This window comes from Rhodococcus sp. PSi06 (assembly GCF_054960675.1).
The window spans coordinates 121981-135210 of record NZ_JBHNYO010000009.1; the positions used below are offsets into that span (position 1 = coordinate 121981).

General features: G+C 65.5%; 11 protein-coding genes. All 11 read left to right on the forward strand.

Annotation, left to right across the window (positions count from 1 at the left end; genetic code table 11):
- Nucleotides 1-2: 2 nt before the first annotated feature.
- The 11 genes from ACFI9K_RS13600 (at nt 3) to ACFI9K_RS13650 (ending at nt 13184) form a co-directional block, all read left to right on the forward strand.
- Nucleotides 3-509 carry a PH-like domain-containing protein gene (locus tag ACFI9K_RS13600; RefSeq protein ID WP_462663974.1) on the forward strand — a complete coding sequence of 169 codons (507 nt, stop codon included), beginning with the start codon at nt 3-5 and terminating at the stop codon, nt 507-509.
- On the forward strand, nt 506-1636 hold the full coding sequence (gene carA, locus ACFI9K_RS13605; RefSeq protein ID WP_462663975.1) for a glutamine-hydrolyzing carbamoyl-phosphate synthase small subunit: 1131 nt from the start codon (nt 506-508) through the stop codon (nt 1634-1636). The genes ACFI9K_RS13600 and carA overlap by 4 nt, the downstream gene beginning before the upstream one ends.
- Nucleotides 1636-4977: a carbamoyl-phosphate synthase large subunit gene (gene carB, locus ACFI9K_RS13610; protein WP_462663976.1), complete on the forward strand. Its 3342-nt coding sequence runs from the start codon at nt 1636-1638 to the stop codon at nt 4975-4977. Before carA ends, carB begins: the two co-directional genes overlap by 1 nt.
- A complete protein-coding gene (pyrF, locus tag ACFI9K_RS13615; protein ID WP_462663977.1) occupies nt 4974-5804 on the forward strand; it encodes an orotidine-5'-phosphate decarboxylase in 831 nt (276 codons plus the stop codon). Before carB ends, pyrF begins: the two co-directional genes overlap by 4 nt.
- 275 nt (nt 5805-6079) lie before the next feature.
- Nucleotides 6080-6400, forward strand: a complete 321-nt coding sequence (gene mihF, locus ACFI9K_RS13620; RefSeq protein ID WP_027496987.1) for an integration host factor, actinobacterial type — start codon at nt 6080-6082, stop codon at nt 6398-6400.
- Between the two features lie 4 nt (nt 6401-6404).
- Nucleotides 6405-7016 carry a guanylate kinase gene (gene gmk, locus ACFI9K_RS13625; RefSeq protein ID WP_462663978.1) on the forward strand — a complete coding sequence of 204 codons (612 nt, stop codon included), beginning with the start codon at nt 6405-6407 and terminating at the stop codon, nt 7014-7016.
- Between the two features lie 72 nt (nt 7017-7088).
- Nucleotides 7089-7394 carry a DNA-directed RNA polymerase subunit omega gene (gene rpoZ / locus ACFI9K_RS13630; RefSeq protein ID WP_008716576.1) on the forward strand — a complete coding sequence of 102 codons (306 nt, stop codon included), beginning with the start codon at nt 7089-7091 and terminating at the stop codon, nt 7392-7394.
- Between the two features lie 23 nt (nt 7395-7417).
- The gene (gene coaBC, locus ACFI9K_RS13635) at nt 7418-8707 is read left to right on the forward strand and encodes a bifunctional phosphopantothenoylcysteine decarboxylase/phosphopantothenate--cysteine ligase CoaBC (RefSeq protein WP_462663979.1); all 1290 of its coding nucleotides are present in this window, start codon (nt 7418-7420) and stop codon (nt 8705-8707) included.
- A gap of 180 nt (nt 8708-8887) precedes the next feature.
- On the forward strand, nt 8888-10102 hold the full coding sequence (metK, locus tag ACFI9K_RS13640) for a methionine adenosyltransferase (RefSeq protein ID WP_462663980.1): 1215 nt from the start codon (nt 8888-8890) through the stop codon (nt 10100-10102).
- A 156-nt stretch (nt 10103-10258) separates the two neighbouring features.
- Nucleotides 10259-12226, forward strand: a complete 1968-nt coding sequence (locus tag ACFI9K_RS13645; protein ID WP_462664070.1) for a primosomal protein N' — start codon at nt 10259-10261, stop codon at nt 12224-12226.
- Nucleotides 12227-12470: 244 nt separating this feature from the next.
- Nucleotides 12471-13184: a PadR family transcriptional regulator gene (locus tag ACFI9K_RS13650; protein ID WP_462664071.1), complete on the forward strand. Its 714-nt coding sequence runs from the start codon at nt 12471-12473 to the stop codon at nt 13182-13184.
- The last annotated feature ends 46 nt before the right edge of the window (nt 13185-13230 follow it).

The window sequence follows — 13230 nt, forward strand, 5'->3', positions numbered from 1 at the left end:
CCGTGGACAGAGTTCTCATCGTCATCGGATTCGTCCTGTTCTGGGCGCTGATGATCGCGCTGATCTTCCGAGGCTGGCGAGGGCGGCAGAAGCGTCAGGAAGCACGAATCGGTGAACTCCCGGCCGTGCCCGACGACCTGGGTGCCACGCACATCGCGCCGACCACCGGCCTGTACGTCGGCAGCACCATCGCGCCGAGTTGGCAGGACCGCATCGCCGTCGGCGACATCGGTCACCGCGCCACCGGCGAACTGTCCCGGTACGAGAAGGGAATTCTGCTCGATCGAGACGGCGAATCACCCATCTGGATTCCGACCGACTCGATCCGGGCGATCCGCACCGAGCGCGGGCTCGCGGGCAAGGTCATGACCAAGGACGGTCTCCTGGTCATTCGCTGGGAGCTCCCGACGGGAACCGAGATAGACACCGGCTTTCGGGCCGACGACAAGCAGATCTACCCGGTGTGGACAGAGAGTTTCACCGGAGAAACCAAGGAGGAAACCGCGTGAGCAGCGCAGTTCTTGTTCTGGAGGACGGCCGGACATTCCGCGGCACCACATTCGGCGCACAGGGGCGCACCCTCGGCGAGGCCGTGTTCTGTACCGGAATGACCGGGTACCAGGAGACACTCACGGATCCGAGCTACCACCGACAGATCGTCGTCGCCACGGCGCCGCAGATCGGCAACACCGGCTGGAACCAGGAGGACGGTGAAGCCGCCAGCGCCCAGGATCCCAACAAGATTTGGGTGGCCGGCTACGTCGTTCGAGATCCGGCGCGTCGGACGTCCAGCTGGCGCTCGACCGGGACTCTGCAGGATCAGCTCGAAGCGCAGAACGTCGTCGGCATCGCCGGAATCGATACGCGCGCTCTGGTCCGGCACCTGCGCACGCGCGGGTCGATGCGAGCAGGGGTGTTCTCGGGGGATGCGCTCGGGACCTCCGAGGAGATGCTCGAGCAGGTTGTCGGGCAGCCGTCCATGCTCGGCGCCGACCTCGCCGGTGAGGTGACCACCGGTGCCGGGTACACCATCGAGCCCAGCGGAGACGCTCGATTCACCGTGGTGGCAGTCGATCTCGGCATCAAGACCAACACTCCGAGAATGTTCGCCGAGCGCGGTATTCGCGTCCACGTGGTTCCCTCGAACACCAGCATCGAGCAGGTGTTGGAGCTGAACCCCGACGGTGTCTTTCTGTCCAACGGCCCGGGCGACCCGGCCACGGCCGACAGCAGTGTCGAGCTGACCAGGCAGGTACTTCAGCGAGAGCTACCGCTGTTCGGTATCTGCTTCGGCAACCAGATCTTCGGTCGGGCACTGGGCCGCGGGACGTACAAGATGAAGTTCGGCCACCGCGGCATGAACATCCCCGTGATCGAACACACCACCGGACGCATCGCCATCACCGCGCAGAATCACGGATTCGCACTCGAAGGTGAAGCGGGGGAGGAATTCGACACCGACTTCGGCCGAGCCCGGATCAGTCACACCTGCGCCAACGACGGCACCGTCGAAGGCGTCGAGCTGATCGACGGCAGCGCCTTCTCCGTGCAGTACCACCCCGAGGCCGCGGCCGGCCCTCACGACGCCGCCTACCTCTTCGACCGTTTCACCAGCGTCCTTCAGGAGAAGAAGTAATGCCACGCCGCACAGACCTGAACCACGTCCTGGTCATCGGATCCGGCCCCATCGTCATCGGCCAGGCCTGCGAGTTCGACTACTCCGGCACCCAGGCCTGCCGCGTGCTGCGCGAGGAAGGCCTGCGCGTCAGCCTCGTCAACTCCAACCCGGCCACGATCATGACCGACCCGGAGTTCGCCGACGCTACGTACGTCGAGCCGATCACCGCGGAGTTCATCGAGAAGATCTTCGCCCGCGAAGCCGAGCAGGGCCACCCCATCCAGGCCGTGCTCGCCACCCTGGGCGGACAGACAGCTCTCAATGCTGCTGTGGCACTGCATGATCAGGGTATTCTCACCAAGTACGGCGTCGAACTGATCGGTGCCGACTTCGACGCGATCCAGCGCGGCGAGGATCGACAGAAGTTCAAGGACATCGTCGCCAAGGTCGGTGGAGAATCCGCCAAGTCCGCCGTCTGCTACACCATGGACGAGGTCCGCGAGACCGTCGCCGAGCTCGGATTCCCGGTGGTCGTCCGGCCGTCGTTCACGATGGGTGGTCTCGGTTCGGGATTGGCCTACAACGACGAGGATCTGACCCGGATCGCCGGCGGCGGCCTGGCGGCCTCACCGACAGCCAACGTGCTGATCGAGGAATCCATCCTCGGATGGAAGGAATACGAGCTCGAGCTCATGCGTGACGGCCGCGACAACGTGGTCATCGTCTGTTCGATCGAGAACGTGGACCCGGTCGGCGTCCACACCGGTGACTCGGTGACCGTCGCGCCCGCGATGACGCTGACCGACCGCGAGTACCAGAAGATGCGCGACCTCTCGATCGACATTCTGCGTGAGGTGGGTGTCGACACCGGCGGCTGCAACATCCAGTTCGCGATGGATCCGGCCGACGGCCGTCTGGTCGTCATCGAAATGAATCCGCGCGTGTCGCGCTCGTCGGCGCTGGCGTCCAAGGCCACCGGCTACCCGATCGCCAAGATGGCAGCCAAGCTCGCCATCGGCTACACCCTCGACGAAATCGTCAACGACATCACCAGGGAAACCCCGGCGTGCTTCGAGCCGACGCTCGACTACGTGGTGGTCAAAGCGCCGCGATTCGCGTTCGAGAAGTTCCCCGGTGCCGACGGCACGCTGACCACGACGATGAAGTCCGTCGGTGAGGCGATGTCCATCGGTCGGAACTTCGCCGAGGCGTTCGGCAAGGTGATGCGCTCGCTCGAGACCAAGCGTGCGGGGTACTGGACCGGACCGGACGTCGAAGCAGAGAGTCTGGACGCTCTGCTGAAAGACCTGTCGGTACCGCAGGACGGTCGGATGTACGGGATCGAGAAGGCCTTCGCCCTCGGTGCCACCCCCGAGCAGCTGTTCGAGGCGACGAAGATCGACCCTTGGTTCCTCGACCAGTTCCAGCAGATCCACGAATTGGGCGTTCAGGTTCGCGAGGCCGCGGAATTCGACGAGATGCTGCTGCGTCAGGCCAAGTACCACGGTCTGTCCGATCGCCAGATCGCCGCTCTGCGACCCGAACTCGGCGGCGAGGACGGAGTGCGCGCGCTGCGCGACGAACTCGGTGTGCACCCGGTGTACAAGACCGTCGACACCTGCGCGGCAGAGTTCGAGGCCAAGACGCCGTATCACTACGGCACGTACGAACTCGATCCCGAAGCCGAGTCCGAGGTTGCTCCGCAGCCGGACCGCCCGAAGGTACTGATTCTGGGCTCGGGTCCCAACCGCATCGGTCAGGGCATCGAGTTCGACTACAGCTGTGTGCACGCGGCACTGACCCTGTCCGAGGCCGGCTACGAGACGGTCATGGTCAACTGCAACCCGGAGACCGTCTCCACCGACTACGACACCGCCGACCGCCTGTATTTCGAGCCGCTCACGTTCGAGGACGTCCTCGAGGTCTACCGGGCCGAGGCGGCGTCGGGCACAGTACGCGGCGTCATCGTGCAACTGGGCGGTCAAACACCGCTCGGTCTGGCCAAGCGACTGAAGGCCGCAGGCGTGCCCATCGTCGGAACTTCGCCCGAGGCAATCGATCTCGCCGAGGATCGCGGTGAGTTCGGCAAGGTCCTCGACTCCGCCGGACTGCCGGCAGCCAAGTACGGCACCGCGACGACGTTCGACGGGGCCCGTGAGATCGCCGCGGGCATCGGCTACCCGGTGCTGGTGCGTCCCTCGTACGTGCTGGGCGGACGCGGCATGGAGATCGTCTATGACGAAGCCTCCCTGGCGACGTACATTTCCAACGCGACCGAGATTTCCGACGACCGACCGGTGCTCGTCGACCGATTCCTCGAAGACGCCGTGGAGATCGACGTCGACGCGCTCTGCGACGGCACCGAGGTCTACATCGGCGGAATCATGGAGCACATCGAAGAAGCCGGTATTCACTCCGGAGACTCCGCCTGTGCGTTGCCGCCGATCACCCTCGGTAAGACCGATCTGGAGAACGTCCGTAGGAGTACCGAAGCCCTGGCCAAGGGCATCGGTGTTCGAGGTCTCCTCAACGTCCAGTACGCCCTCAAGGACGACATTCTATACGTCCTCGAGGCCAACCTGCGCGCGAGCCGCACGGTGCCGTTCGTGTCCAAGGCGACGGCCGTGCAGCTGGCGAAGGCCTGCGCGCGAGTGATGTTGGGGGAGAGCATCGCCGAGCTGCGGACCGCAGGCATCCTGCCCGAGACCGGGGACGGCGGCACAGTGCCGGCCGGTGCCCCGATCGCCGTCAAGGAAGCGGTGTTGCCGTTCAACCGATTCCGCCGCGCGGACGGAACCGGCGTCGACACCCTGCTCAGTCCGGAGATGAAGTCGACCGGTGAGGTGATGGGTATCGATTTCGATTTCGGTACCGCATTCGCCAAGAGTCAGACCGCTGCGTACGGTTCGCTGCCCGCGAGCGGCGCAGTGTTCGTGTCGGTGGCCAACAAGGACAAGCGGTCGTTGATCTTCCCGGTCAAACGACTCGCCGATCTCGGGTTCGACATCCTGGCCACCGAAGGAACCGCAGATGTGTTGCGGCGCAACGGCATCAAGTGCGAGCAGGTGTACAAGCAGTCCGGTGAGGACGTGCCGGCAGGCGAGCGCACCATCGTCGATCGCATTCTGGCCGGTGAGGTCGCCATGGTGATCAACACTCCCTACGGCAATTCGGGACCGCGCGTCGACGGCTACGAGATTCGTAGTGCCGCCGTGGCGCAGAACATTCCGTGCATCACCACCGTGCAGGGTGCATCGGCGGCAGTGCAGGGCATCGAAGCCGGTATCGCCGGGGGAATCGGTGTCCGGTCCCTGCAGGATCTGCACGCCGGGCTGAAGGAAGGCTTGGTCCTGCCGTGAGTCATCACCACAGCTGGCCGGATCGGTTGCGCTCGGCAGTCGCGGCGCGTGGCCGGCTGTGCGTCGGCATCGATCCGCATCCGGCCCTGCTCGATGCGTGGGAACTGCCGCGCACGGCGGACGGTCTCGAGGTGTTCGCCGAGCTGTGTGTGGAAGCCTTCGTCGGTGAGGTGGCCGTCGTGAAGCCCCAGGTGGCTTTTTTCGAGTCGTACGGTTCCGCCGGATATGCGGTGCTCGAGCGCACGGTGGGCGTCTTACGGGACGCCGGCACGTTGGTGATCGCGGACGCCAAACGCGGCGACATCGGAACGACCATGGATGCGTACGCGCAGGCGTGGCTCGAGCCGGATTCTCCGTTGTCGTCCGATGCCGTCACCGTATCGCCGTACCTGGGGTTCGATTCGCTGGAGCAGACCGTCGATCGCGCGGTGCACCATCAACGCGGTGTGTTCGTGCTGGCCAGAACGTCGAACCCGGAAGGGTCGGCGCTGCAGCACGCGTCGATGTCCGCGGGTGGGTCCGTCGCGCAGTCGATCGTCGACGCGGCGGCCGAGCGCAACCGCGTCGATGCCGACACAGTGGGCTTGGTGGTCGGTGCCACCCGCGATCACGGGCTCGATCTGTCGGGCTTTTCCGGGCCTGTCCTGGCGCCGGGTCTCGGTGCCCAGGGTGCGACGGTGAACGATCTGGCAGAGATCTTTTCCGATTGCCGCGAGTTGCTGCTGCCGAATTCATCCAGGAACGTGTTGGCGGCGGGCCCGTCGGTGACTGCGTTGCGTGAGGCGGCGATGCGGTTGCGTGACGAGATCGAGGCAGGTCTCGCATAGTCGACCGGTACCTCGGCCGGCTTGTGGGGGTGGGTTAGCGGTGAGCGCGCGTCGTCGGTACGGTCGCTAACGCTGCCGACGGATTGCACAACGCCCTTGAACAACGACCTTGCACAACGACCTTGCACAATGACATTGCACAACGACCTTGCTCAACGGCATGTGCAGAGGAATCGCTGTACATACGGTCCTCGGCAGGCACGTACCGACGAGCGACCCACCGATGCAGATCGAGTCGGTTGCTCGCCCCGAACGAGAAGACGGAGGAACCGACAGTGGCCCTTCCCCAGTTGACCCCCGAGCAGCGCGCTGCTGCGCTCGAGAAGGCAGCAATCGCCCGCAAGGCTCGCGCCGAGCTCAAGGAGCGTCTCAAGCGCGGCGGCACCGACCTCAAACAGGTCCTGAAGGACGCCGAGACGGACGAGATCCTCGGCAAGATGAAGGTCTCGGCGTTGCTGGAGGCGTTGCCCAAGGTGGGCAAGGTCAAGGCCGCCGAACTCATGACGGAGCTCGAGATCGCGCCCACCCGTCGACTGCGCGGACTCGGAGATCGGCAACGCAAGGCGTTGTTGACGAAGTTCGATTTCGAGGCCTGACGACGTGAGTGACACTTCGGCGGCGTCCGCACCGGAGCAGAAGCGGGGCCGGTTGGTCGTGCTGTCCGGCCCCTCCGGCGTCGGGAAGTCCAGTGTCGTTCGGCTCGTGCGTGCCGCACTGCCGGAACTGGTCTTCAGCGTGTCGGTCACCACTCGATCACCGCGGCCGGGCGAGGTGGACGGTCAGGACTACCACTTCGTGTCGTCCGATGAATTCGATCGGATGATCGCCGACGACGAGTTGCTGGAGTGGGCGAGCATCCACGGAGGATTGCAGCGGTCCGGGACTCCCGCGGCAGCGGTGGACGCCGCGCTCGAGGCCGGCAGTCCGGTGTTGCTCGAGCTCGATCTGGCCGGTGCGCGGGCCGTTCGAGTGTCCAAGCCGGAAGCTCTGCTGGTGTTCATGGCACCACCGACGTGGGAAGACCTGGTGTCCCGGCTGGTCGGCCGGGCGACCGAGGAGAGTGCGGCCACTCAGCGCCGGTTGGAGACGGCGAGGGTGGAACTGGCGGCCCAGGACGAGTTCGACACCGTAGTTGTCAATACCGATGTCGACCATTCGTGCGAACAGTTGGTATCCTTGTTGGTCGGTAGGTCGTCGGTCGGTAACAGCTGACCATTTTCACGGCGCATCAGGCCCCGACCAGCTAGTTCGTAGCACCAACGATGCAATTTCAGGAGATCATCAGTGAGCAGCACTTCAGCGGCCGTTTCCGACTTCGACGGACGCAGCGCTCTGCCGGCCTACGACACGCCGCTCGGCATCACCAATCCACCCATCGACGAGCTGCTCGCGCGGACCTCGTCCAAGTACGCCCTCGTTATCTACGCAGCCAAGCGCGCTCGCCAGATCAACGACTACTACAACCAGCTCGGTGACGGAATTCTCGAGTACGTGGGACCGCTGGTCGAGCCGGGCCTGCAGGAGAAGCCGCTGTCGATCGCGCTTCGCGAGATCCACGCCGACCTCCTCGAGCACACCGAAGGCGAATAAGAACCCGACGGGGGACATCTGACGTGCATGTGGTCGTCGGAGTAGGCGGCGGTATCGCCGCCTACAAAAGTTGTGCGCTCATCCGAAAATTCACCGAGAACGGCCATCGGGTTCGAGTGATCCCGACCGCGTCGGCACTCGAATTCGTCGGGCGCGCGACGTTCGAGGCGCTGTCCGGCCAGCCGGTGCACACCGGCGTGTTCGCCGACGTACCCGAGGTTCCGCACGTCCGGTTGGGACAGGAGGCGGATCTCGTCGTCGTCGCACCGGCCACCGCGGACCTGATGGCTCGAATCGCGGGCGGGCGAGCGGACGATCTGCTCACCGCGACGCTCCTGACTGCTCGGTGCCCGGTGGTGCTGGCACCGGCCATGCACACCGAGATGTGGGAGCACCCGGCAACGGTCGCGAACGTCGCTACGCTCCGATCGCGCGGCACCCAGGTGATCGAGCCGGCGTCCGGCCGTTTGACCGGAAGCGATACCGGTTCGGGCCGATTGCCCGAACCCGAAGAGATCTTCGCTCTCGCGATGTTGCTCACCGAACGCGCCGACGCGATGCCGCGCGATCTCGAGGGCCGACGAATACTGATCTCCGCCGGTGGCACACGTGAGCCGCTGGATCCCGTTCGTTTTCTCGGGAACCGGAGCTCGGGAAAACAGGGTTACGCACTGGCTCGGGTCGCCGCTCAGCGCGGTGCGCACGTGACTTTGATCGCCGGATACACCAGTGACCTCGAGGCCCCCGCTGCGGTCGATGTGGTCCACGTCAAGACGGCGTCGGCCATGCAGGACGCAGTGCGCTCGCACTCGTCCGATGTCGATGCCGTGGTGATGGCGGCCGCGGTCGCAGACTTCCGGCCGGAGTCCATCGCCGCCAGCAAGATCAAGAAGGGCTCCAACGAACCGACGTCGATACCGTTGGTGCGCAATGACGATATCCTCGCCGGTCTGGTCTCCGCTCGGCGTGCGGGCGAGTTGCCGTCGTCGACGGTGATCGTCGGATTCGCCGCCGAGACCGGCGACGCGGACGGTGACGTGCTGACCTACGCGCGTGCCAAGCTCGAACGCAAAGGCTGCGATCTGCTCGTGGTCAACGCGGTCGGTGACGGCAAAGCATTCGAGGTGGACCACAACGACGGATGGTTGCTGGGGTCCGACGGCACCGAGTCCGCGCTGGGGGAGGGCTCGAAAGCTCTGCTGGCCAGCCGGGTGTTGGATTCGGTCGCTCAACTGCTCGGTTCCCTCGATACAGGGGCGATCTCGGATCCACCCCTGTCGTCGAGTACCCGGCCGACTTCGAATACACGATGATGCCAAGGGTGCACGATCGATGTCGTAGCAGCTAGCGTTCCCAGTACCAGGGCGACAGCGCCGTCGAGGTTTGCTCGGCGCCCGCAGGGGCGATAACACCGAGAGAACATCAATTTTCGTGGAGTGCTCGGTCGGCAGCAGCCGTCGGGTCGGGCAAGAACATGCGTCGAGAGGAAGTCCGTGAGCAAGTCCGGTAGTCGGCTTTTCACCAGTGAGTCCGTTACAGAAGGTCACCCCGACAAGATCTGTGACGCCATCAGCGATTCGATCCTCGATGCTCTACTGACAGAGGATCCACGGTCTCGGGTTGCGGTGGAGACGCTCGTCACCACGGGCCAGGTTCACGTCGCAGGTGAGGTCAACACCACCGCCTATGCGGACATCCCGAAGATCGTGCGCGAGAAGGTGCTCGAGATCGGATACGACTCGTCCGCCAAGGGCTTCGACGGAAATTCCTGTGGCGTGAACGTCGCCATCGGTGCCCAGTCTCCGGAGATCGCCCAGGGCGTCGATCACTCGCACGAGGCCCGCGTCGAAGGACTGTCCGACGACGAGATCGACCGGCAGGGTGCAGGCGATCAGGGATTGATGTTCGGTTACGCGAACACCGATACACCCGAATTGATGCCGTTGCCGATTGCGTTGGCGCACAGGCTCTCTCGCAGACTGACGGAGGTGCGTAAGAGCGGTGTGCTGCCGTATCTGCGTCCGGACGGCAAGACCCAGGTCACCATCGAGTACGACGGCGACAATGCCGTTCGTCTGGATACGGTCGTGATCTCGACTCAGCACGCTGCCGATATCGACCTCGACAACCTCCTGACTCCCGACATTCGCGAGAAGGTACTGGGCTCGGTGCTCGCAGAGCTGGACGTGCCGACCCTCGACACGTCCGACGTGCGGTTGCTGGTCAATCCCACCGGGAAGTTCGTTCTCGGTGGACCGATGGGAGACGCCGGACTGACCGGCCGAAAGATCATCGTCGACACGTACGGCGGTATGGCTCGGCACGGCGGCGGAGCATTCTCGGGCAAGGATCCGTCGAAGGTCGACCGCAGCGCCGCCTACGCGATGAGGTGGGTCGCCAAGAACGCAATTGCAGCCGGTCTGGCCGATCGCATCGAGGTGCAGGTCGCCTACGCGATCGGCAAGGCGGCACCGGTGGGACTGTTCGTGGAGACCTTCGGTACCGAGAAGACGGACCCCGCTCGCATCCAGGCGGCGATCAGCGAGGTCTTCGACCTCCGTCCCGGTGCCATCATCCGCGATCTCGATCTGCTTCGCCCGATCTACGCGCAGACGGCCGCGTACGGCCACTTCGGCCGTACGGACATCGACCTGCCGTGGGAGTCCACCGATCGCGCCGACAAGCTCCGGGCTGCGGCCGGGCTGTAGGTCCCTCGACACCGGCAGCGATGCTGCCGCACGTACCCTGTTCGCACCGGCTCGGTGCTCCCACGTCGAGTGTGGGGTGACGATCGAGAAGGAGGTGCGGTGGCTGGTGTGACGCGGGTTGCGGCAACCGATCTCCCGATTGCTCGCATTCTTCCGATGCTGCCGTTGCCGCACCTGGACCGCGAGTTCGACTACCTCGTTCCCGAGGACGCCAGCGCCGATGCCCAGCCGGGTGTGCGAGTGCGCGTGCGTTTCGCGGGCAGGCTCGTCGATGGATTCCTTCTGGCCAGGTTGGCCGAGACCGACCACGCCGGTCGGCTCGGTTGGCTCGACCGGGTGGTGTCCCCCGAACGTGTTCTGACTCCGGAGATCGCCGAGTTGGTCACGGCGGTTGCCGACCGCTATGCAGGAACGCGGGCGGACGTGCTGCGTCTGGCAGTTCCGGCTCGTCACGCTCGGGTCGAGGCAGAGCCCATTCCGGTCGTCGACGAGGTCGAAGAACCGATCGTCGATCGGGTGGGGTGGGCTGCTTACACCCATGGGTCCAACTTTCTCGATGCTCTCGGGGAGCAACGTGTCCCACGTGCGGTGTGGCAGGCCTTACCCGGTGAATCGTGGCCCGTCCGGTTGGCCGAGTCGGCCGCCGTCACCGTGGGGGGCGGACGGTCCGCTGTGATCGTGGTTCCCGATCAACGGGATCTCGACCGTCTCGAGAGCGCATGCGCGGCGGCGGTGGGGTCCGACCGGGTGGTGTCGCTGTCGGCGGGACTGGGACCGGCCAAGCGATACCGGCAGTGGCTGCGTTGTCTGAGGTCTGGACCGGTGGTCGTGGTCGGTACTCGCAGTGCGGTGTTCGCGCCCGTGTCGAACCTCGGCTTGATCGCGATCTGGGACGACGGTGACGACAGTTTCGCCGAGCCGCGCTCGCCGTATCCGCACGCCCGTGAGGTGGCGTTGCTCCGCGCGCACGTGTCGAAGGCGGCGGTCGTCGTCGGTGGACACTCCCGAACGGCGGAGGCGGAGGCCCTCGTCGATTCCGGCTGGGCACACGACCTGGTGGCCCCCCGTGAGTTGGTGCGCGAACGCCAGCCTCACGTGGTTGCGCTGGCCGATTCCGACCATGCTCTCGCTCGCGATCCCGCAGCTAGAGTGGCTCGCCTTCCTGCCATCGCCTTCGAGGCGGCGCGTGCGGCGTTGAAGGCGAATGCCCCTGTGCTGGTTCAGGTTCCACGCGCCGGCTACGTTCCGTCGTTGGCGTGCGCGAAATGCCGGAACCCGGCGCGGTGTCGACGCTGCAACGGACCGCTGGCCCTGCCCTCGGCTCCCGGCAGCGACGGAGCGAGTACGCCGACGTGTTCGTGGTGCGGCATAGCCGACGCCGCGCACCGATGCACGGTCTGCGGGTCTCGCAACCTCCGCGCGGTCGTGATCGGAGCGGGACGCACGGCCGAGGAACTCGGCCGTGCCTTCCCCGGCGTGCCGATACACAACTCCGGCGGGACGACGGTCCTCGACACCGTGAAGCCCGGTGGCTCGCTCGTGGTGTCGACCGTCGGTGCCGAACCGACCGTGGACGGCGGGTACGGCGCGGCACTGCTGCTCGACGGTTGGGCCCTGCTGGGCCGAGCAGATCTGCGCGCGGCAGAGGAGACGCTGCGTCGCTGGATGACGGCTGCGGCGTTGGTTCGACCCGGTGCGGACGGGGGGCGCGTGGTCGTCGTGGCCGAGTCCGAAATCCCGACGGTGCAGGCCTTGGTGCGCTGGGATCCGCTGTGGCACGCGCGAAGTCAGCTGGACGAGCGGGTGGAGGTTCGATTCCCCCCTGCCGTTCACGTCGCAGCGATCGACGGCACCACAGATGCGATCACGGCGTTGGTCGACAGTGCGGATCTGCCCGAGACGGTGGAGATCCTGGGCCCCGTCGATCTCCCCGACGGTCAGCGCGCACCAGCGGGTAGCGGCGAGGACGGGTTGTCCGGAGATGTGCAGCGGCTCCTGATCCGGGTTCCGCGAAGCACCGGTGCGGCTCTCGCGCGAGCGCTGTCGACTGCGCAAGCGTCCCGTAGCGCCAAGAAGCTCGGCGCGGGTGTCCGGATTCAGATCGATCCCATTCGGATCGGCTGAGAGAGTCTGTTCGGCTCCGATCAACGGCTCCAGGTCCAAAAATGAAGAGGTAACCTCCGGGGCTTGCCAAAGTTCTATTGCCGATATATCGTCGACTTGTTCAATCGATACGAAGGAGAACGAGATGAACTACGCATTCGAAGGTTTTGCACACGAATTCGGTCGCCGCGGAGATCCCCGGATGGGACCTTTCGCAGGCGGACATGGACGCGCTCGCTTGCGCGGCGCGCCGTTCCAGATGTGGATGGCGCAGGACGACGCGCGCGGTCCGGCAGGAGAGGACGAACATCGCGACAGGGGACGAGGAAGGAGAGGTCACGGGGAGCACGGCCGGCGTGGGGGCGGTCACGGCGGGCGAGGGCGCGAGGGTATGTGGCCCGGCGGTGTCGGACCGCGCGGCGGCGGACCAGGCGGCTTCGGTCCGAATGCAGATTTCGGTCGCGGTCGGGGTCGAGGCGGTCGGGGCCGTCGCGGCGATGTACGCGCTGCGATTCTTCTGCTGCTCGAGGACCGTCCGATGCACGGCTACGAGCTCATCCAGCAGATCGCCGAGAAGAGCAACGGCACCTGGAAGCCGAGTCCGGGTTCGATCTACCCCGCTCTGTCCCAGCTCGAGGACGAGGGCTTGGTGTCGATCGACAAAGTCGCCGGCCGCAAGACGGCAGCACTGACTGCCGAGGGTGAGCGGCATGTCGAAGACCACCGAGCGGATCTCGGAAGTCCGTGGGACGACGTCGCCGATTCCGTCGGCATCGATGCGCGTGATCTTCGGGCACTGATCGGACAATTGATGGGAGCGGCCGGTCAGGTGGCCGGTGTGGGAACAGCGCGTCAGGTCGATCGAGCGGCCGAGGTCCTGATCGAGGCACGCCGGTCCTTGTACCGCATCCTCGCCGAGGATCCATCCAATGGTTCCGGCAGCTCTTCCGGCAGTTCCGACAGCACCGACGCGACGTGATCGTCGGTGCGGAATCGTCGCACGCGCTCGCCACTCCCTAGGATGG